We start from the raw sequence: 19,799 nt of genomic DNA on the forward strand, positions 1-19,799 counted from the left end.
GGCAGGGCGATCGATTATCGCCCGTACAGTCCGGGCGGTTGCCGGCCATTCCGATAGCATTGACCGTCCGCGTAATTGTACGCGAAGCCATCCGGGCAGAGCCCGCCGCGTCGTCCGTAATATTCAGGCTGCCCGTAGGCACCGGGCGCGTGCGCCCCGTTCGGATAGCAGCTGCCGGTGGAGTAGTTGTAGTCGTAACCGTGCGGGCACAGTCCGCCGCGTCGTCCGTAGTACTCGTGCGGCCCGGGATCGCGCGTGTAGACACCCGGCGCATGATAGTCGTTGGGATAGCAGCGGCCGTTCGAGTGGTTGAAATCATAGCCGTCCGGGCAGCGTCCGCCTGGAGCAGCCCTGAACTGAACTTGCTCCACCATGGGGGCCGGCGATGCCGCGGGCACGGTTGCGAACCCAAGCAGGCCAGCCAGCGCAAGAGCGATCATGACGTCTCCTCCAAATCACGGGGACAAAGCCTAGCAGGATTCGTGTCCCACGAAACGACCTCGGGGGATTGAGCCATGGCCGGCCTGAACCATGCATGAACCGGTCCGGGGCTGCGACGATGCGTCGTCCCCAGCGCGCGGCGCGAGAACCCTTTAGATCGGCGCGGAATTCTCTGCCTTGAGCCGGCTGAGGCCCGCCTCGATGATCGCGATCTCTTCATCGATCTGACCGATCGGCAGGCTGAAATCATAGCCGGACCTGCTCTTCAGATCGACCGCGAGCCGCTGCCTGTGCATCATCAGCTCGTCGAGCCCGCGGCGGTTCTTCAGCCGCACATAGCTGTCGACGATCTGCTCAATGGCGCGCGGCATGAAATGTGTCCCGGCGAAAACATCCGCGCGGCGCACCCACGCCGGCGGGACATTTTCGATGTCGCGGTACGCAATACAAATCCGCGACGGATTCGTCGATACGCCGGGCGGGTTGAGATCGCGTTACCAGGCGATGATTTCGCGACACGCGGTACGAAAAGGCCGCTGACGATCGCGCCAGCGGCCCAAGCCGGGTTCAAAAACGGATACGGATTGAAATGTCGCCAGCCCCGGTAGGCGCACTCTTATCAGCCGGCCCAGCCGACCTCTGTTAAAAACGAAACACAGGAACCGACCTATCCGCCGCTTGCCGCCCCACCGTGGCCGCGCGGCAACGCTAGAGCGTTTTCGAGCGAAGTGAACACCGGTTCGCGTGAAGAAAACGCGTCAAAACAAGAATCTAGAGCTTCGGTTCCGATTCAATCAGAACCGAAAATGCTCTAGTCGGTGACGCAGAAATACGTGCGCGGCAATCTGCGATAGGCGCTGTAGCGGTAATGCGGCCGGTAGGCGTAGCCGCGATAGAGCGCCGGCGGCTCCTCGCCGTAATAGGCGCGATGATAGAAATTGAACACCGGCCCGCGGGCACAGCGATAGCCGTCCCAGCTCGGCCCCACGAAGGGCGCGATCCCGGTCTCGGGCGGCACGACGGGGTACGGCCCGCCGGCATGGGCGGGAACGTTCATGAGCAATGCCGCGAGAAGGAATAACCAGGCGCTTCGCATGAGCTCGCTCCCGAACCGGCGCAATGTCCGCCATGGAAGCACCGGAACGCCCGGCTGCGCAATCACGGCGTTCGTCGCGCCCGGCGCCTCGGCGCATTGTTGATAACCCACGCAAACGTGGCGCGGGTGGTGACAGGGCGTCCGGACGTGTTATCGGGGGATGACGCAGTTGCGAGACCGGATCGGACACCCATGCGCATTACTCTCGTCGGCTCCCGCCATTTCGGCGTGACCACCCTGAACATGCTCCGGGAGCACAGCGTCACGATCGTCAGGGTCGTGGTCGCCGATGCCGAGGATCGCCTCGCTGCGACCGCCAAGGCAGCCGGCATCGAGGTTGTGGTTCAGGCCAATCCGAAGCTGGTGGTGGCCTCCGAGATCGCCCCCGATACCGATCTGATCATCACGGCGCACAGCCACGCCCGGATCGGCAAGGATGCGCTCGCCGCCGCCAAGCTCGGCGGCATCGGCTATCACCCCTCGCTGCTGCCGCGACATCGCGGCAAGGCCGCCGTGGAATGGACCATCAAGGAAGGCGATCCGATCGCCGGCGGCACGATCTACCACCTCGCCGACCGCATGGATGCCGGCGCCATCGCCGCCCAGGACTGGTGCTTCGTCAAGAAGGGCGAGACGGCCCGGGAACTCTGGGAGCGCGCGCTGGCGCCCCTCGGGCTCAAGCTGCTCGCCGACGTGATCGACTATGCCAAGGTCCACAAGGCGCTGCCGGCCAAGGCTCAGGACGAGCAGTTCGCGACCTCCGCACCGAGTCTCTCGTAAGGCCTGTGCTCACGTTTACCCTTAACGTGAAGCCGCATTGATTCTGCTTCGAAAATAGGTGCTAAAAACACAAATAAACCATTGTTTCCACAGGAACAATTTTCGATTTGGCATTGCAACAAATTTCCGTCACATTTGGTCCAGATAAGCGACAGCATATCAGACACATTCAAGGACGGAATTTATGCGTTTTGCTCGCATTGCGGTGTTCTGTGCCGCTTCAGTTTTTACCGGCACCCTCGCCGCGTCCGCCTTTGCCCAGACCCCTTATGACGGCAACTGGCAGGTCACGATCGTGACCAAGAGCGGCTCCTGCGAACCGACCGCGAGTTCCATGCTGACGGTCGCCGACGGCAAGATCACCGCGCCCGGCGCTAACGTTTCCGGCACCATTGGCAGCGGGGGACTTGTGAAAGTTTCGATCAATGGTGCATATGCCAACGGTCAACTCAACGGCAACGCCGGATCGGGGAAGTGGAATGGAGCATCTGCAGGCATACCATGCAGCGGGCGGTGGGAAGCATCGCGCCAATAAACCAATCGAGGCTCGCGCCCGGAATCGGCGGCTGCTGATCGCGGCCGCCGTTTTGTTTGCGGCGGGAATCGCCGGCACCGAGAGCCGGGCCCAGTCCGGCCCGTTCGCCCCAATGGCGGGCAGCTGGAGCGGCGGCGGCACCGTCAGCCTCGAGGACGGATCGACGGAACGCATCCGTTGCCGGGCCAAATACGCCCCGATCGGTCCTACCATGGAGATGTCGCTGACCTGCGCCAGCGACGCCTACAAATTCAATCTTTCCGCCAACGTTCAGTCGGCCGGTAGTACCATCACCGGAAGCTGGAGCGAGGCCAGCCGCAACATCTCTGGCTCGCTCCAGGGTCGTGGCGGCGGCGGCAACTTCGAGGTGGTGGCCTCCGCGGCCGGCTTCAACGCCAACATCGCGCTGAGGACGAGCGGCAACAGGCAGACCGTCACCATGCGCGCGGACAGCCAGTTCCGCGGCGCCAACATCTCGATGTCGAAGTAAGACACCGGGGCGACACGACAATCGATCCGGCGACCTCGCCGGATCTTTTTTATGCGCCCGGCACGAACGCGGTGACCTCAATCTCGACCTTGGCCCGCTCGTCCACGAGACCGCCGATATAGAGCAGCGTCGAAGGCGGGAAATTGCGTCCGAGCGTTTCCTTCCAGGCCGCGCCTATGCCGGCACCGGCGGCCTCATATTCGCTGCGGCTGGTCAGGTACCAGGTCAGGCGGACGATGTGCTCGGGGCCGGCGCCCGCCTCGCCCAGCAGCTTGATGATCCGCTTCAGTGCGGCTCCGACCTGCGCCGCCATGTCGGGCGCGTAGCTACCCGTCTCGTCGCCGCCGGTCTGGCCGGCCAGAACCACCCAGCGCCCCGGTCCCTCGACGACGACGCCATGAGAAAAGCCGCGAGGTTTTGTCCATTCGGCCGGCTGCAAGATGCGCATGAGCGAAGCTCTCCCTTTTCTTGTTGTTCAATGAAGCCTTAGCACGTCCGCTTGCATCGCTGCATCCGCAGATTTTGCCGTTGCAAACGGCGGCGATGTCGCCGATACCGGCCGTCCTTTCGCACTCTCCATCCTCCAGCACCTGCCCCAGCATCCTGCCCCGATGAGCGCGACACCGTCCAAAACGATGGCTGCATTCTGGATGGCCGGCTGGCTGGCTTTGATGCTGGTGATGGCGGTTGCCGGCCGCGAGACCACGCGCGAGCTCAACGTTTTCCAGATCATGGAAGTGCGTTCAGTGATCGGATTCACGCTGCTGTTGCCGATCATCTTCCGCGCCGGCGGCTTCAAGGCGGTCGCAACCCAACGCCTGCACCAGCACCTGGCGCGCAACGGCGTGCATTATTTCGCACAGCTCGGCTGGTTCTACGCACTGACGCTGATCGGAATCGGCCAGGTGGTCGCGATCGAATTCACCATGCCGATCTGGACCGCCGTGCTGGCTGCGACGTTCCTGTCCGAGCGCATGACGATCTGGAAGATCGCCGCCGTCGTGCTCGGCATCATCGGCGTCGTCATGATCGTGCGGCCCGCCACCAGCGAGATCAATCCAGGTCAGTTGATCGCGCTCGGCGCCGCGATCGGCTTCAGCATTTCCATGATTTTAGTGAAGTCCTTGACCCGGACCGAGAGCGCGTTGTCGATCCTGTTCTGGATGATCGTGGTGCAGATGGCCGTGGGCCTGCTGCCGACGCTCTTCGTCTGGACCTGGCCGTCGGCCTATCTCTGGGGCTGGCTGTTCGTCATCGGGGTCTGCGGCACTTTCTCGCACTATTGCCTTGCCAGCGCGCTTCGATACGCCGACGCGACGATCGTGGTTCCCATGGACTTCCTGCGGGTTCCGCTGACGGCGACCGCGGGCTGGCTGCTCTACTCCGAGCGGCTCGACGCCTGGACCGTGCTGGGCGCGGTGCTGATCCTGTGCGGCAATCTCCTGAATTTGAAGCCGGCGCCCTCGGTTCCCGCCCGCGCGCGGTGAACCTCCCGCCGCCTTGCGCGACAAAACAAAGTGGCCGTGTGATTTGGATCACGTTGGGGAATCAATCCACCGTGCACATTCGGCCACACAGCAGCGGGTTGAACGCAACGGTCTGCCGTTTTGGTGGCACGACGTCGGGCACTTCGTGTACGTTCGTTGCCGATCTGATGCTGCCTGCAATTCGATTCTGGGGATTTCAGAATGCGCTATCTCACCCTCCTCGCATCGCTGATGTGCATCGCACTGTCGGTCAGTGCCGCGAAGGCTGACCGTCGCGTCGCCTTCGTCGTCGGCAACGGCTCCTACAAGAACGTCGCGCAATTGCCGAACCCGCCGATCGACGCCAAGGCGATGGCGTCGACGCTGCGCAATGTCGGCTTCGAGGTGATCGAAGGCTCCAATCTCAGCCGCGACCAGATGACGGAGAAGCTGCTCGATTTCGGCCGCAAGGCGCAAGGCTCCGACATCGCGCTGTTCTATTATGCCGGCCACGGCATCGCCGTCAGCGGCACCAATTACCTGCTGCCTGTCGATGCCGACATCAAGTCGGAGATGGACGTCAAGCTGGGCGCCGCCATCAACATCGACCTGACGCTCGAGCAGACCATGGGCGATGCCAAGGTCAAGCTCGTCTTCCTCGATGCCTGCCGCGACAATCCGTTCGCCGCCAAGATCAAGTCGAACTCGGCGACCCGCAGCGTCAACGTGCAGAGCGGTCTCGCCGAGATGAAGTCCGGCGAAGGCACCCTGATCGCGTTCGCCACCGGCCCCGGCCAGACCGCGCTCGACGGTCAGGAAGGCAACAACAGCCCATTCACCCGCGCGCTGATCGACAACATCACCAAGCCCGGCGTCGAGATCCAGCAGGCGATGACGTCGGTGCGTGCCCAGGTCAATGAAGAGACCCGCAAGGGTCAGCTGCCCTGGGGCCATACCAACCTGACCGGCTCCGTCTATCTCAACCAGGCTCCGACGACGCAGGTCGCCAACGCAGCCCCGACCGCGACCGGCATCGTGCCGGCGGCGACCGGCGGCTCGGACGGCGTCGAGCTCGAATACTGGCGCTCGGTGAAGGAGTCGAACAAGCCGGAAGAGCTCAACGCCTATCTCTCGGCCTATCCGAACGGCCAGTTCAAGGCGCTGGCGCTGGCCCGCCTCGCGGCGATCAAGAGCGGCCCCTCGACCGCGACCCGCACGCTCAACGCCGGGGTCGATCCTGCGACGTTCACCGATGAGGCTACCCAGCTCACCGAGGACCAGATCGGCCTCGACAAGACGGGACGCCGCGACGTGCAGCGCCGCCTCAGCGGGCTCGGCTTCGACACCAAGCAAACCGGCGTGTTCAGCGACGAGACCCGTGGCGTGATCAAGCGCTGGCAGGCTGCACGGGGCTATCCCTCATCGGGCTACCTCAATAAGAACCAGCACAAGGCCTTGCTCTCGGAAGTCGTGGCTGCCCCGGCGACGGCGAGCGACACCAGCCAGAAGCCGGCTCGCCGTGCCGCCACCGCTCCCCAGAGCAGCGCGCCTGCGCCGGCTCCGCAACACCGCAGCAATCCCGGCGATGCCGCCGGTGCGGCCTTCGTCGGCGGCGTCGTCGGCGGCATGATGGGCGGCATGTTCCGCCGCTGAGCCGAGCGAGCCCGAAAACACAAAAGCCCGGCTCGCGCCGGGCTTTTTCTTTGGTACGACGAGGTTGCAGCGTACGCCGTCATTGCGAACGCAGCGAAGCAATCCAGAGTCTCTGCGCAGCGGCAGCCTGGATTGCCTCGTCGCAAGAGCTCCTCGCAATGACAGGGATAGAGCTGCGCCCCAGGCGGATGTCATAGCCCGCGGGGAGCGCCGCTGGTGCGACGAGTCCTGGAGCCTACTTCCCAGCCGCCTTGCGCAGCGCCTCGTTGATACGGTCCTGCCAGCCGGGGCCGCCTTCCTGGAAGAACTCCAGCACGTCCTGATCGATCCGCAGCGTGACCTGCTCCTTGATCCCCGGCGCCACGTTCTGCTTGGGCGGCGCGGCGGCGACCTTCGCCGTCACCTTCTTGAATGCCGCCTCGGCTTCGGTCCTGGCATCGCCGAGCGTACGTGGCCGCCTCGGTGGTTGATCCGCCATGTCCTAGATTCCCTCAAACAAAGCCGTCGAAAGATACCGCTCGGAGAAGGACGGCACTATAGCCAGGATGGTTTTTCCTGCCGCTTCCGGCCGCTTGCCGATCTCGAGCGCAGCCGCGATCGCCGCGCCCGAGGAAATGCCGCCGGGAATGCCCTCATGCCGCGCCAGCGCGCGCGAGGTCTCGATCGCCGTCGTCGAATTGATCTTGACGATCTCGTCGATCACCGAGCGGTCGAGAATGTCAGGCACGAAGCCGGCGCCGATGCCCTGGATCTTGTGCGGCGTGTGCTGGCCGCCCGACAGCACCGGGCTCTCTTCCGGCTCGACCGCCACCACCCGCAACGACGGTTTGCGCGGCTTGAGCACCTGGCCGACGCCCGTGATCGTGCCGCCGGTGCCGACGCCGGCGACGAAGACATCGATATTACCGCCGGTGTCGTTCCAGATCTCCTCCGCGGTGGTTCGACGGTGCACCTCGGGATTGGCGAGGTTCTTGAACTGCTGCGGCATCACCGAGTTCGGCGTCGTCTTCAACAGCTCCTCGGCGGCGGCGATCGCGCCCTTCATGCCCTGCGCCGCCGGTGTCAGCACCAGCTCGGCGCCGAGAAAGGCCAGCATCTTGCGCCGCTCGATCGACATCGATTCCGGCATCACCAGCTTGAGCCGGTAGCCGCGCGAGGCCGCCACGAAGGCGAGCGCGATGCCGGTATTGCCGGAGGTCGGCTCGATCAGCACGGTGTCCGGCTTGAGGATACCCGCCTTCTCCATCGCGATGATCATGGCCGCACCGATGCGGTCCTTCACGCTTGCGGCGGGATTGAAATATTCAAGTTTTGCCAGAATCGTCGCATTCACGCCGTGCATGCCGGGCAGCCGGCGCAACCGCACGATCGGCGTATTGCCGAAGGCGTCGACGATCGAGTCATAGATCCGGCCGCGGCCGGGTTGGTGCGCTGCACCCGTGGTGGACGATGCGTCCATGATGAACTCCCTGTGGCGACAATTTGCGCTTCTTACGCAGCTCAATGCGCAATTACGGACAGCCTGCGACGACACGCAAGCGACAATGCGGTACATGTTAAATACGCTGCATCGCAAAATCGCGTGAGCTTTAATTAGCAGAAAACCAACGCATTTGTGTTGCGACCTCGTCAACTGATTCTGCTTATGTTAGACTTAGGTCTCAAAGCAGGGAGGTCACCACGATGTCAGCAGTTGCTGAAGTGATGTCGACCGTAACGCTAAGGCGTGATCCGCGTTGCAGCGAGTTGCCGACCTGTCCCGTCTGCGCCGACTCCATGGTCGCAGCCGAAGCATCTGCCTACGTCTCGGACCACGTGATCAGCTATCTCTGGACTTGCGACAATTGCGGCTACGGCTTCGTCACCAAGCATGCCGTCAAGCAGCGGATCGTGTGCAATTGATCCTTGATTGACCTAGCGCGGGGCGATATCGCCCCTCGCCCAGTCCTCGCGCGTCCGCTGATAGAACTCGTCGAACCTTCCGTGCGCAATCGCGTCCCTGATGCCCTGCATCAGGAACTGGTAGTAGGCGATATTGATTTCGGACAGCAGCATCGCTCCCAGCGTCTCGCCGGCCTTGACGAGATGGTGCAGATAGGCGCGCGCGTAGGTGCGCGCCGACGGCCACGAGCTCTCCTCGTCGAGCGGACGCGGATCGTCGGCGTGGCGCGCATTGCGCAAATTCACCTGTCCGAAGCGCGTGAAGGCGACGCCGTGCCGGCCATTGCGCGTCGGCATCACGCAATCGAACATGTCGATGCCGCGCTTCACGGCTTCGAGGATATCGTCGGGCGTGCCGACGCCCATCAGATAGCGGGGGCGCTCCTTCGGCAGCAGCGGCGCGGTCTCGTCGATCATGGCCAGCATCACCGCCTGCGGCTCGCCGACCGCGAGGCCGCCGATCGCGTAGCCGTGGAAGCCGGTCGCGACCAGGCCCTGCGCACTCGCATGACGAAGCTGCGGCACGTCGCCGCCCTGCACGATCCCGAACAGCATGTAGCCGTCGGGCGCGCTCTCGAAGGCGCGCTTTGAGCGCTCGGCCCAGCGCAGCGACAACTGCATCGCACGCTCGATGTCGGCGCGCTCGGCCGGCAGCCGCACGCACTCGTCCATCTGCATGGCGATGTCAGAGCCGAGCAGGCGCTGCACCTCGATCGAGCGCTCCGGCGACAGCTCGACCTTGGCACCGTCGATATGCGAGCGAAAGGTGACGGCGTTCTCGGTGACCTTGCGCAGATCCGACAGCGACATCACCTGGAAGCCGCCGGAATCCGTCAGCATCGGCCCGTTCCAGCCGGTGAACTTCTGCAGGCCGCCGAGCGCTGCGATCCGCTCGGCGCTCGGGCGCAGCATCAGATGATAGGTGTTGCCGAGCACGATGTCGGCACCGGCATCGCGCACCTCGCGCCAGTGCATGCCCTTCATGGCACCGGCGGTGCCGACCGGCATGAAGGCCGGCGTCCTTACCACGCCATGCGGTGTGGTCAGGCGTCCGGTGCGGGCGGCACCGTCGGTGGCGAGCAACTCAAAGTGATTGGGAAGATCGTTGTCGGGAGTCATGGCGGTGCTTATTGCGTGTCAGACGAGGTCGATCAACCCGCCCCGGCCATGCGCCAAGCCGGCTTGTGCCTCAGACTGGGACACAATCGCGGCGGATCTCCGCACCGTCGCCCTTGTTAAACAAAACGATACAGTATAGTTTTATCCGGGGCTGGACGAATGCCGCGGCGAACGTTGCCGTCGGCTGCAAAAGTGTGATCGCCAGCCACCGTGCCCCTCCCTTCGTGTTCGATTGACGTCTTTGGCCGCTCCCGTGACTGGATCAGGCAGACCGGCGGCCGCCTCGCTGGAATCCTGGTCCTGACCTGCGGCCTGGCGCTCGGCGCCTGCACCTCCCTGCCCCGCACGCCCTATACGGCCGCAGAAGCCAGCACATCGCGCGTGCTCGATATCGACGGCCTCAGGCGCTACGCCGACGATCCCATCACGAAATTCAGCTTCGAGAAGGACAGCGGCACCGCGACGAAGTCCTATCTGGCGCTCTCCGGCGGCGGCGCCGATGGCGCCTACGGCGTCGGCGTTCTCAACGGCTGGACCGCGGCCAGAACCCGTCCCACCTTCTCCGTCGTCTCGGGCGTCAGCACCGGCGGCCTGATCGCGCCGTTCGCGTTTCTCGGCTCGCAATATGACGACACGCTGAAGGAGGTCTACACCAGCGGCATCGCGGAGAGCCTGCTCAACGATCCCAGCATCATGCGCGTGCTGTTCGGATCCGGCCTGTTCGGCAACACAAGGCTGCGCGAGCTGGTCGCCCGCTATGTCGGGCCGGAGATCATGGCGCAGGTCGCGCGCGAGAATGCCAAGGGGCGAAAGCTGCTGGTGGTGACGACCGACCTCGACACCCAGCGCACCGCGATCTGGGACATGGGCAAGATCGCCGCCGTCGGCACGCCCGAGGCGCTCAAGCTGTTTCGCGACGTCATGGCGGCCTCCGCCAGCATTCCCCTGGTGTTCCCGCCGATCATGATCGATGCCGAGGGCCAGGGCCGCAAATTTCAGGAGATGCATGTCGACGGCGGCGTGACCGCACCGGTGCTGACGCTGCCGGAAGCCCTGCTATTCCAGGGCAGCCGGCTGGCGGGCAGTGCGAAGATGGACATCTACATCCTCGTCAACAAGAAGATCGAACGCAACTTCGAGCTCGTCTCCAACGGCACCATCGACGTCGCCTCGCGCAGCCTGTCGGCGATCACCCAGTCGCAGACACGCTCGATCATCTTCTCGACCTATGATTTCGCCAAGCGAAACCATCTCGGCTTTCATCTCTCCTACATCGCGCGCGAGTATCCGGCGCCGCCGTCGGAGGGGTTCGACACCGCCTATATGCGTGCGCTCTACCAATACGGATATGACAAGGCCGCGTCCGGTCAGGCCTGGACTTCCACGGTGCCGTGACCTCAAATCGAGGAACGAGCCCCTGCCGAAACCGTTGACGATACGGCCAATTCGGCCAGATTCGCGATGACGCTTCGGCTCCTGCGCGATATAGAGCGAATGACGACGATCGGAAACGCGCAGGAATCATTGGGCATGGGATTGACTGCGACCAGGAGACCGGCAGCGCCGCGGCGCGAGGTGCCGAAATCCCGCGGCGGCCGGCCAACGAAGTCAGCCGCCATCGAGCGCGACCAGCGGCTGATCGAGGTCGCCACCCGCCTGTTCCTTGATCGCGGCTTCGACGCGACCTCGCTCGACGCGGTCGCGGAAGCGGCCCGGGTGAGCAAGCCCACCGTCTATGCACGCTACGGCGACAAGCGCGGCCTGTTTGCCGCGGTGCTGAGGCGGGAGATCGCGCGCTGGCTCGCGCCGCTCTCGGCGGCCGCCGAGACGCAACTCTCCAGCGCCTCGGATATCCCGGTCGAGCAGCGGCTGATCGAGATCGGGCGCGAGATGCTGACCTTCACTTGCGGGCCCGATGCCGTCGCCTTCAGCCGCATGATGACGGCGCAGGCCATCAACTTCCCCGACGTCGCCAAGCTCGGCAAGGAGGAAGGCTGGCTCAAGGCCGTCGCCACCACCGCGCGCTTCTTCGACCATCTGGTGGCGCAAGGCGCACTCGACGTCGAGGACACCACCATTGCAGCCGAGGTGTTTCTCGACGTGGTCGTCGGTCACACCCACCGCATGGCGACGTTCGGAACGGCTCTCGACATCAAGACCGCCGAAAAGCGCACACGCGCGGCGATCAAGCTGTTCCTGGCCGGCGCGCTGGGACCTGCCGACCGCGTCCAGAACACCAAAGCCGTGCAGCGCCGCCGTCCCTCCCGCTGACAATTCCGTGAACGCACGATCTATCCCCATCGGGAAAGGCGCGACGCCATTGACCGAAATAAAACGATACGGTACGGTTTAGTTATAAGGCGATGCGGACCGCTTTTTCACCAGCCCCAAAGGAGGCCCGCATCACCAAGATCGCCGCGGCGGGTGCAGCCCGCCACGGCGTTCCGCGGCCGGCCTTTGCCCAAGGTCGGCCGCGAATTCTTTACGATCATCCGGCACACTCGCTGGCCGAGGGTTTCGAGCATGACGACTGCCAAACGACGGACCTCGCAACTGCTTGCGATCGCCTTGCCCTTGCTGCTCATCGCCGCACCGGCAGAGGCAACTGTAACCACGGGCACGCCGACCGCCCTGCACAGCGACACAGATGGTGACGCCGAGGCCGACCGCCAGGCCGTCAGCCGCGAGATCGAACGATTCCGCAGCTCGTCGATCTCGATCAGCCAGGCCATGGCGATTGCGGAAGCCCGCCATGCCGGCGCCACGACGGCGGACGTGAGCTTTGACGGCGGCTCCGGTGTGCCGGTGTATCGGGTGAAGACCGTGCACAACGACCGGATCTGGCGCCACACCATCAATGCCGCGACCGGCGAGCTTGTCGGCGGGGAAGCCGCCCTGCCCCTGAGCGAGCTCGACCACGACGATCGCAGCAATCTCGCAGCCTTGAGCGCGATCAGGCATCGGCTCGCCGATGCCGTCCGCGTCGCCGAGCACGCGGCCTCGGGCAAGGCGATCAGCGGCGGGCTGGTGCGCGAACGCGGCCGGCTGAACTTTTCGATCGTCGTCGTCAGCGGCGACGACCTCAAGGAGGTCACCCTGGAGCCGCCGGGCGCGCGGCCTCGATAGCGGTCCCCCCAGCGGCCCTCCCGGGGCCGACCGGGCCGAAAAGCCATTGACGGGCGCAAGACTCTCGCCCATAAGTCGCCGCCATGTTCACGACCACCAAACGCACGACCAAAACCACCACGGCCTCAGGGGCCCGGGGAGGCGTGCGCGCGTAGTCGTCGACTAGAACGCAATCCACTCTACCGAAGCCCCGCCCATGATGGTCCGGGGCTTTTTTGTTGTCTGAATTCCAAATGCAATGGAGGACAAAGTGAGTAACGATCCCGTCGTCGCGATTGTCGGCGTCACCGGTGCGGTGGGCGCCGAATTCATCGCCACCATGGACAAGCGCGGCTTTCGCGTCGGCAAGCTCAAGGCGCTCGCCAGCGCTCGCTCCGCCGGCAAGACGGTATCGTTCCGGGGCCAGCCGGTCGTGATCGAGGAGCTGACCGAGCGTTCCTTCGAGGGCGTCGACATCGCCCTGTTCTCCGCCGGCGGCAGCATCTCGAAGAAGTATGCACCGATCGCGGTCAAGTCGGGCGCGGTCGTTGTCGACAACTCCTCCGCCTTCCGCATGGACCCGAACGTGCCGCTGGTGATCCCCGAGATCAACGCGAACCGCATCAGGGATCACAAGGGCATCATCGCCAATCCGAACTGTGCAGCGATCACCGCGCTGGTGCCGCTCTGGCCGATCCACCAGAAGAACCGCATCAAGCGCGTCATCATCTCGACCTACCAGGCAGCTTCCGGCGCCGGCGCCGCCGCGATGGAGGAACTGGTCGAATCCACCCGCGCCAATCTCAACGGGCAGGTCTATGCGCCCAAGGTGATGCCGCACCCCTACGCCTTCAATCTCTTCAACCACAACACCGCCGTCCACCCGGAGACCGGCTACAACGACGAAGAAACCAAGGTCATCAAGGAGACCCGCAAGATCTTCGAGGACGACAGGATCGCCATCGGTGTCACCTGCGTCCGCGTGCCGGTGCTGCGCGCGCATTGCGAGGCCATCACCTTCGAATGCGAGAGGGAGATCACCGAGGACCAGGTCCGCGCCATCATGGCCCGGGCGCCCGGCGTGAAGGTCGTTGACGATCGCGCCAGGAACTACTTCCCGATGCCGATCGACGCCTCGGGCCAGGACGACGTCCTGGTCGGCCGCATCCGCAAGGACCTCAGCGACCCCTCAGGGCATTCGATTTCGATGTTCGTGGCGGCCGATCAGCTGCTCAAGGGTGCAGCGCTGAACGCGGTGCAGATCGCGGAGCTGCTGCCGCAGCGAGTGATGGCGTAACGCGTGACATGCGTAGGGTGGGTTAGCGCAGCGTAACCCACCTCTTTCGCATCCGCAGAGGCAGAAGTGGTGGGTTACGCCTTGCGGCTAACCCACCCTACGGCACCGCCCGAAACAACAGGCACGCATCGCCATACGAATAGAAGCGATAGCCATTCGCGATCGCGTGCGCATAGGCTCGTTTCATCGTCTCCAGGCCGGAGAATGCCGACACCAGCATGAACAACGTCGACTTCGGCAGATGAAAATTCGTCATCAGAATATCGACCGCGCGGAAGCGATAGCCGGGCGTGATGAAGATCGCTGTTTCGGCCGCGAACGGCTCGATCGTGCCGTCCTCGCGCGCCGCGCTCTCGAGCAGGCGCAATGACGTGGTGCCGACCGCGACGATGCGGCCGCCATTCCTTCTGGCATTGTTGAGACGCTCCGCGGTCTCGGCCGAGATCGTGCCCCACTCGGCATGCATCTTGTGCCCGTCGGTATCGTCCACCTTCACCGGCAGGAACGTCCCTGCCCCGACATGCAGCGTCACGCGGTTGATGCCGACGCCGCGGTCGCGCAGCGCCTGCTCCAGTGCCGGGGTGAAATGCAACCCCGCGGTCGGCGCTGCGACCGCGCCTTCGTTCGCGGCGAACATGGTCTGGTAGTCGGCGAGATCCTGGTCGTCCGGCGTGCGCTTGGAGGCGATGTAGGGCGGCAGCGGCGGGCTGCCGAGATCGGCGATGGCCTGGTCCAGCGCCGGGCCATGGAACGAGAACGACAGCGTCACCTCGCCCTCAAGGCCCTTGGCCTCGACCTCGGCGTCGAGATGGCCGAGCAGGCAGACCTTGCCTTCGTTGCCGAAGCGGATGCGATCGCCGGCGACGAGCTTCTTGGCGGGCTTCACCAGCGCCTGCCAGCGCGAGCCGTCGAGCCGCTTGATCAGCGTCGCCTCGATCTTCGGCTCGGTCTCGCGGCCGATGCGGCGGCCCTTCAGCTGCGCCGCGATCACCTTGGTGTCGTTGACGACGAGCTGGTCACCGGGCCGCAGCCATTGCGGCAGGTCGGCGATGGTCTGGTCGCGCAGCACGCCGCCCTCGACGACCAGCATCTTCGCGGAGTCGCGTGGGCTCGCCGGGCGCAACGCGATGCGCTCGGCAGGCAGGTCGAAATCGAAGAGGTCAGTGCGCATGCGCGACTTACCACCACAGTCATTCCGGACGTCGCGCAACAGGCGCGGCGATCCGGAATCCCGAAATTGTGGCGCGAGATTCCGGGTTCGCGCCAAGGCGCGCCCCGGAATGACGGGTGATTACTCAGCGTCAGCCGCCATCCGCGCCTTGACGATCTTGTCGGGATTCTGCACCGGCTCGCCACGCTTGATCTTGTCGACGTTCTCCATGCCGTCGGTGACCTTGCCCCACACCGTGTACTGGTTGTCGAGGAAGCGCGCGTCGTCGAAGCAGATGAAGAACTGGCTGTCGCCGGAATCGGGGCTGGCGGCGCGCGCCATCGAGGTGGTGCCGCGCACATGCGGCTCCTTGTTGAACTCGGCCTTCAGCTTCTTGCCGGAGCCGCCGGTGCCGGTGCCGTGCGGGCAGCCGGTCTGCGCCATGAAGCCCTCGATCACGCGGTGGAACACGATGCCGTCGTAGAAGCCTTCGCGAACCAGCTCCTTGATGCGCGCGACGTGGCCGGGCGCGAGATCAGGGCGCATCTCGATGGTGACGGGGCCCTGGGTGGTCTCGAGGATCAGGGTGTTTTCGGTGACGCTCATGCTCGTCTCTCTTGCGTTGGAGGTGAAGTCTTGTCGGGTGACGTTTTGCGGTTACGGAACTGGATCGCGAATGGACGTCCCGCGGCAGCGCCCGCCATTGCATCGGTAAATGGCATCGGCGTGCAGCGTTGCAGCGCCTCCATCACCGCGATCCGGTATTGCAGCCGGTCATTGTCGGAGGCCTCCGGGGATTCATAGGAGATCCTCGGATGGCCCAGAATGTCGCCGGAGCGGTTAAAGCTCACGACGACGGTGATGTCGAGGGGGCGCGCCTTGGAAGGCGGCGGCGGTCTCCAGCAGGTGCGCAGGTGCCGGAACACGTCCTGGATGGTGTTGACCTGCCCATCCTCGGCGGCCGCGCCGGAGGCACCGAACAGCAGCAGTGCGGCAACCAGCAGGAGCTTGTCACCGCAGCGCGCCATGGTCCCAACCTATTTGATGTCGGAGGCGACCTGCACCTTCACCATCTTGTCGGGGTCGGTCACGGCGCCGCCGGGAGAGCCGGGAGGTGCCTTCTTCAGCTTGTCGACGACGTCCATGCCCTGCACGACCTCGCCGACCACGGTGTACTGGCCATCGAGGCTGCCACCGTCGGCGAACATGATGAAGAATTGCGAGTTGGCGCTGTCGACGCTGTCGCCGCGCCGGGCCATGCCGACGATGCCGCGGGCAAAATGCACCTTGGAGAATTCCTGCTTCAGGTTCGGATATTTCGAGCCGCCGGTGCCGTTGAAATTCTGGCCGTCGCCGGTCTGGGCCATGAAGCCGTCCATGACGCGGTGGAACGGCACGTTGTTGTAGTAGCCCTCGCGCGCGAGCTGCTTGATGCGCTCGGCGTGCTGGGGCGCGATGTCGGTGCGCAGCTTGATGACGATGCGGCCCTTGGTGCTGTCGATGACGATGGCGTTGGCCTTGTCGAGATTGGCCGGCAATTGCTGCGCCACCGCCGGCACCGCGAACACAAGCGCGGCAAGGACTGCGAAAATTCGGATCATGACAACTCCGGATCAGATGAGAGAAAGCGTGCGCCGTTATCCGGCGAATTTTGCCTTGAGCTGTGCCGCAACCTGCGGCGGGACGAAGGCCGAGACGTCCCCGCCCATGCCGGCGATCTGGCGCACCAAAGTGGCGGTGATCGGGCGGACCATCGGAGAGGCCGGCAGGAAGACCGTGTGGACCTCCGGCGCCATCGCCTCGTTCATACCGGCGAGCTGCATCTCGTAGTCGAGGTCGGTGCCGTCACGCAGGCCCCGAATCATGATCGTCGCACCATGCTTGCGCGCCGCCGCCACCGACAGATCGTCAAAGGTCACGGCCTCGAGCACGCAGCCGGCCTTGGCCGCCACAGGCCCGCAGACGTCGTGGAGCATCTTGAGCCGCTCCTCGGTCGAGAACAGCGGCTTCTTGCCGGGGTGGACCCCGATCGCGACCACGAGCCTGTCGCACAGCGAAGCGCTATGCCGGACCACGTCGAGGTGGCCGTTGGTGATGGGGTCGAAGGAACCGGGATAAAAGGCAATACGCGGCATGGCCCCCTCCTACCGCGCCCGGCCCGGCCCGGCAAGCCGGGCGGGTTCCCCGGCCGTCGCTGGCAAATACCCCCGACCCTGTCGGCGATGGCCGGTTTGTTTCGTCCTGAGGGCGGCCACGAAACAAACGGGCGCGGATACGAAACCATTTCCCGTGCCGGCGAAGACGTCCGGAAACTGGCCATGGTTACTAATCCAGCCAACGAATGACGGGCCGCACACTGGGCGTAGGCGGCCACATCACAGGGGACTGTCAAATGATCAAGGCTCTTTCAGCGATCGCTCTGTCTGCGTGTGTTGCCGCCGCCCTCACCCTCCTGCCCGGCTTTGCCCCGAGCGTCGAGGCCAGCGTGCCGCAGCCGCTGGCCAAGAGCGACCGGCTCGATATCCGTGCCGTCGGCAAGGACTGCTCGCAGCAGGCCTGGCCGAATTTCGAGGCCTCGTGCCTGCGCAAGGCCGGCACCAAGGCGAACGTCCGCGAGGCGCGCCTCGTGACCGCCGACCGTACCCCGTAGCCGAACCTGTCAGGTTCGCGTCAGCTCCCCCAAGCTGACCCCAAGCCAAGACCCCATGGATATTTGCGACGTCCCGTCGCAGACTGCGTAGAAGTTCGCGCCCGTCGGAATGGCCCGTCGGGCGCGATCCCATCGGGGGGTTGCCGTTGTCCAGTACGCCCGCAGTCGCTTCCGGCCACCATCCTGATCCGCTGCCGCTGACCATGACCATGGGCGCCCTCGGGGTCGTCTATGGCGATATCGGCACCAGCCCGCTCTATGCCCTGAAGGAAGCCGCCAAGGCGGCTGCCCATGGCGGCACGCTCACTCAAGACGCGGTCCTCGGGGTCGCCTCGCTGATCCTCTGGGCGCTGCTGCTGATCATCTCGCTGAAATATGCCCTGCTGATCCTGCGGGCCGACAACCGCGGCGAAGGCGGCATCGTGGCGCTGCTCGCCCTGCTCCACGCCCGCCACGCCCAGCCCGGCACCTGGCGCGCCCATCTCCTCGTGGTCGGCCTCATCGGCGCCGCCCTGCTTTATGGCGACGGCGCGATCACGCCGGCCATCTCCGTGCTCTCAGCCATCGAGGGCCTCAAGGTGGATGCGCCGTCGCTGGCCCCCGTCGTGGTGCCCCTGACCGTCGCCATCCTGATCGGCCTGTTCATGATGCAGAAGCAGGGCACCGGCTTCATCGGCCGCATCTTCGGACCGGTGATGCTGGCCTGGTTCGTCGTGCTCGCCGCGCTCGGCATCCACGGGATCGTCAAGGCGCCGGCGGTGCTGGCGGCGCTCAGCCCGTTCTATGCGTTCAATTTCCTGATCCATCAGGATTTCCATATCTCCTTCGGAATTCTCGGCGCGGCCTTCCTCGCGGTGACCGGGGGGGAGGCCATGTATGCCGACATGGGACATTTCGGCCGCCTGCCGATCCGCCTCGCCTGGTTCGCCATCTGCCTGCCTGCGCTGGTGCTGAACTATTTCGGCCAGGCCGCGCTCTTGATCACCGATCCCACGATGATCGAGAATCCGTTCTTCCAGCTCTGCCCCGACGCCCTGCACTATCTGCTGGTCGCCTTCTCTGCGGTCGCGACCGTGATCGCTTCGCAAGCGATCATCTCCGGCGTGTTCTCGCTGACCCAGCAATCGATCCAGCTCGGCTTCCTGCCGCGCATGCAGATCCGCCACACCCAGAGCGACGCGATGGGCCAGATCTACGTGCCGCTGGTGAACTGGCTGCTCGCCGCCGCAACGCTCGGGGCGGTGCTGAGCTTCGGCAGCTCGGACGCCCTTGCCGGCGCCTATGGCATCGCGGTCTCGCTGCTGATGGCGATCACGACGCTGCTGGCCGCGCTGGTCGCGATCCAGTGGGGCTTCTCGCCCTGGCTTGTCGTTGCCGTGAACGGCTTCTTCTTCGTGATCGATCTGATCTTCTTCTCGGCGAACTCGGTCAAGCTGTTCGAGGGCGGCTGGTTCCCGCTGCTGCTTGCCGGCCTCGTCGCCTTCCTGATGCTGACCTGGCGCGCCGGCGTGAAGCTGGTCGAGGCCGCGCGCGCCCGGCTGCGCCAGCCCGAGGAGGATCTGATCGAGACCGCGGTCAACAAATGCAGCGCAAGGTTGCCCGGGACCGCCGTCTTCCTGGCCTCCGCGCCGCGCGGCGTGCCGCTCGCACTGACGCAGTTCGTCAAGCACAACCGCGTGCTGCACGAACGCGTGCTGCTGGTCACCGTGCTGATCGAGGAGCTTCCGCACGTCCCCGACGAGGAACGCGCCGAAGTGATCGAGATCATTCCCGGCATCACCCGCGTGATCCTGCATTACGGCTTCATGCAGAACCCGACGATCTACGAGGGACTGAACCTCGTCTGCCGCCAAGGCAAGCTGCCCGGCATCGACCTCTCAGACATCACCTATTACGTGGGACGCGAGACCATCATCCCGCGCGAGGACGTCCCGGGCATGTGGGTCTGGCGCGAAGGCGTATTCGCCTTCCTCCAGCGCAACGCCGAACGCTCCGCCGCATTCTTCGGCGTGCCGACCAAGCAGGTCGTGGAGTTCGGCACGGAGCTGGAGATTTAGCGAGATTCGTAGCCCGGAT

At 64.8% G+C, this 19,799-nt stretch carries 24 protein-coding genes; 12 read left to right on the plus strand and 12 right to left on the minus strand.

Annotation, left to right across the window (positions count from 1 at the left end; all coding sequences use genetic code 11):
• Positions 1–14: 14 nt before the first annotated feature.
• The 3 genes from TSA1_RS01695 to TSA1_RS01705 all read right to left on the minus strand — a co-directional run bounded on the left by TSA1_RS01695 (position 15) and on the right by TSA1_RS01705 (position 1,498).
• Entirely contained in the window at positions 15–440 is a 426-nt protein-coding gene (locus tag TSA1_RS01695; RefSeq protein ID WP_100174816.1) for a hypothetical protein, read from the minus strand.
• Positions 441–593: 153 nt separating this feature from the next.
• Positions 594–812: a hypothetical protein gene (locus TSA1_RS01700; protein ID WP_100174817.1), complete on the minus strand. Its 219-nt coding sequence runs from the start codon at positions 810–812 to the stop codon at positions 594–596.
• 440 nt (positions 813–1,252) lie between these two features.
• Positions 1,253–1,498: a hypothetical protein gene (locus TSA1_RS01705; RefSeq protein ID WP_245448072.1), complete on the minus strand. Its 246-nt coding sequence runs from the start codon at positions 1,496–1,498 to the stop codon at positions 1,253–1,255.
• 231 nt (positions 1,499–1,729) lie between these two features.
• Here TSA1_RS01705 and TSA1_RS01710 point away from each other — a divergent pair, with 231 nt between their 5' ends.
• The 3 genes from TSA1_RS01710 (at position 1,730) to TSA1_RS01720 (ending at position 3,342) form a co-directional block, all read left to right on the plus strand.
• The gene (locus TSA1_RS01710) at positions 1,730–2,317 is read left to right on the plus strand and encodes a formyltransferase family protein (protein ID WP_100174818.1); all 588 of its coding nucleotides are present in this window, start codon (positions 1,730–1,732) and stop codon (positions 2,315–2,317) included.
• Positions 2,318–2,501: 184 nt separating this feature from the next.
• Positions 2,502–2,852 (plus strand): hypothetical protein, encoded by a 351-nt coding sequence (locus TSA1_RS01715; RefSeq protein ID WP_100174819.1) that lies wholly within the window; start codon positions 2,502–2,504, stop codon positions 2,850–2,852.
• A complete protein-coding gene (locus TSA1_RS01720) occupies positions 2,797–3,342 on the plus strand; it encodes a hypothetical protein (RefSeq protein WP_174718692.1) in 546 nt (181 codons plus the stop codon). Before TSA1_RS01715 ends, TSA1_RS01720 begins: the two co-directional genes overlap by 56 nt.
• 49 nt (positions 3,343–3,391) lie before the next feature.
• Here the strand turns inward: TSA1_RS01720 and TSA1_RS01725 are convergent, their stop codons facing one another.
• Positions 3,392–3,790, minus strand: a complete 399-nt coding sequence (locus tag TSA1_RS01725) for a RidA family protein (RefSeq protein ID WP_100174821.1) — start codon at positions 3,788–3,790, stop codon at positions 3,392–3,394.
• Between the two features lie 163 nt (positions 3,791–3,953).
• Between TSA1_RS01725 and TSA1_RS01730 the strand changes: the two genes are divergently transcribed.
• Both TSA1_RS01730 and TSA1_RS01735 read left to right on the plus strand, forming a co-directional pair.
• Positions 3,954–4,829, plus strand: a complete 876-nt coding sequence (locus tag TSA1_RS01730) for a DMT family transporter (RefSeq protein ID WP_100174822.1) — start codon at positions 3,954–3,956, stop codon at positions 4,827–4,829.
• A 201-nt stretch (positions 4,830–5,030) separates the two neighbouring features.
• Positions 5,031–6,461: a caspase family protein gene (locus TSA1_RS01735; RefSeq protein WP_100174823.1), complete on the plus strand. Its 1,431-nt coding sequence runs from the start codon at positions 5,031–5,033 to the stop codon at positions 6,459–6,461.
• A 235-nt stretch (positions 6,462–6,696) separates the two neighbouring features.
• Here the strand turns inward: TSA1_RS01735 and TSA1_RS01740 are convergent, their stop codons facing one another.
• Together TSA1_RS01740 and cysK are read right to left on the minus strand one after the other, a co-directional pair.
• Positions 6,697–6,939, minus strand: coding sequence for a BrnA antitoxin family protein (locus tag TSA1_RS01740; RefSeq protein ID WP_100174824.1), 243 nt, complete (start codon positions 6,937–6,939; stop codon positions 6,697–6,699).
• Positions 6,940–6,942: 3 nt separating this feature from the next.
• Positions 6,943–7,920: a cysteine synthase A gene (gene cysK, locus TSA1_RS01745; RefSeq protein WP_100174825.1), complete on the minus strand. Its 978-nt coding sequence runs from the start codon at positions 7,918–7,920 to the stop codon at positions 6,943–6,945.
• A gap of 224 nt (positions 7,921–8,144) precedes the next feature.
• Here cysK and TSA1_RS01750 point away from each other — a divergent pair, with 224 nt between their 5' ends.
• Entirely contained in the window at positions 8,145–8,363 is a 219-nt protein-coding gene (locus tag TSA1_RS01750; RefSeq protein WP_100174826.1) for a hypothetical protein, read from the plus strand.
• 12 nt (positions 8,364–8,375) lie between these two features.
• Here TSA1_RS01750 and tgt read toward each other — a convergent pair whose 3' ends face one another.
• Positions 8,376–9,521 carry a tRNA guanosine(34) transglycosylase Tgt gene (tgt, locus tag TSA1_RS01755; RefSeq protein WP_100174827.1) on the minus strand — a complete coding sequence of 382 codons (1,146 nt, stop codon included), beginning with the start codon at positions 9,519–9,521 and terminating at the stop codon, positions 8,376–8,378.
• Positions 9,522–9,782: 261 nt separating this feature from the next.
• On the opposite strand from tgt, the gene TSA1_RS01760 reads away from it, so the two are divergent.
• The 4 genes from TSA1_RS01760 (at position 9,783) to TSA1_RS01775 (ending at position 13,923) form a co-directional block, all read left to right on the plus strand.
• Complete coding sequence (locus tag TSA1_RS01760; protein ID WP_100180918.1) at positions 9,783–10,916, plus strand: patatin-like phospholipase family protein; 1,134 nt, start codon at positions 9,783–9,785, stop codon at positions 10,914–10,916.
• Between the two features lie 135 nt (positions 10,917–11,051).
• Positions 11,052–11,792 (plus strand): TetR/AcrR family transcriptional regulator, encoded by a 741-nt coding sequence (locus tag TSA1_RS01765; protein ID WP_100180917.1) that lies wholly within the window; start codon positions 11,052–11,054, stop codon positions 11,790–11,792.
• 252 nt (positions 11,793–12,044) lie between these two features.
• Positions 12,045–12,647 carry a PepSY domain-containing protein gene (locus TSA1_RS01770; protein WP_174718693.1) on the plus strand — a complete coding sequence of 201 codons (603 nt, stop codon included), beginning with the start codon at positions 12,045–12,047 and terminating at the stop codon, positions 12,645–12,647.
• 238 nt (positions 12,648–12,885) lie between these two features.
• Entirely contained in the window at positions 12,886–13,923 is a 1,038-nt protein-coding gene (locus tag TSA1_RS01775) for an aspartate-semialdehyde dehydrogenase (protein ID WP_100174828.1), read from the plus strand.
• A gap of 97 nt (positions 13,924–14,020) precedes the next feature.
• Here the strand turns inward: TSA1_RS01775 and queA are convergent, their stop codons facing one another.
• From queA to coaD, 5 genes are all read right to left on the minus strand, one after another.
• Positions 14,021–15,094: a tRNA preQ1(34) S-adenosylmethionine ribosyltransferase-isomerase QueA gene (queA, locus tag TSA1_RS01780; protein WP_100174829.1), complete on the minus strand. Its 1,074-nt coding sequence runs from the start codon at positions 15,092–15,094 to the stop codon at positions 14,021–14,023.
• Positions 15,095–15,214: 120 nt separating this feature from the next.
• A complete protein-coding gene (locus TSA1_RS01785) occupies positions 15,215–15,679 on the minus strand; it encodes a peptidylprolyl isomerase (RefSeq protein ID WP_100174830.1) in 465 nt (154 codons plus the stop codon).
• Positions 15,676–16,101, minus strand: a complete 426-nt coding sequence (locus TSA1_RS01790; RefSeq protein WP_100174831.1) for a hypothetical protein — start codon at positions 16,099–16,101, stop codon at positions 15,676–15,678. Before TSA1_RS01790 ends, TSA1_RS01785 begins: the two co-directional genes overlap by 4 nt.
• Positions 16,102–16,110: 9 nt before the next feature.
• Positions 16,111–16,674, minus strand: a complete 564-nt coding sequence (locus TSA1_RS01795) for a peptidylprolyl isomerase (protein ID WP_100174832.1) — start codon at positions 16,672–16,674, stop codon at positions 16,111–16,113.
• A gap of 36 nt (positions 16,675–16,710) precedes the next feature.
• On the minus strand, positions 16,711–17,208 hold the full coding sequence (coaD, locus tag TSA1_RS01800) for a pantetheine-phosphate adenylyltransferase (RefSeq protein WP_100174833.1): 498 nt from the start codon (positions 17,206–17,208) through the stop codon (positions 16,711–16,713).
• Between the two features lie 257 nt (positions 17,209–17,465).
• Here coaD and TSA1_RS01805 point away from each other — a divergent pair, with 257 nt between their 5' ends.
• A complete protein-coding gene (locus TSA1_RS01805) occupies positions 17,466–17,723 on the plus strand; it encodes a hypothetical protein (protein WP_100174834.1) in 258 nt (85 codons plus the stop codon).
• 203 nt (positions 17,724–17,926) lie between these two features.
• Entirely contained in the window at positions 17,927–19,780 is a 1,854-nt protein-coding gene (locus TSA1_RS01810) for a potassium transporter Kup (protein ID WP_100180920.1), read from the plus strand.
• Positions 19,781–19,799: the final 19 nt, after the last annotated feature.

It is taken from the genome of Bradyrhizobium nitroreducens, from assembly GCF_002776695.1.
GTDB classification, from domain to species: Bacteria; Pseudomonadota; Alphaproteobacteria; order Rhizobiales; family Xanthobacteraceae; genus Bradyrhizobium; species Bradyrhizobium nitroreducens.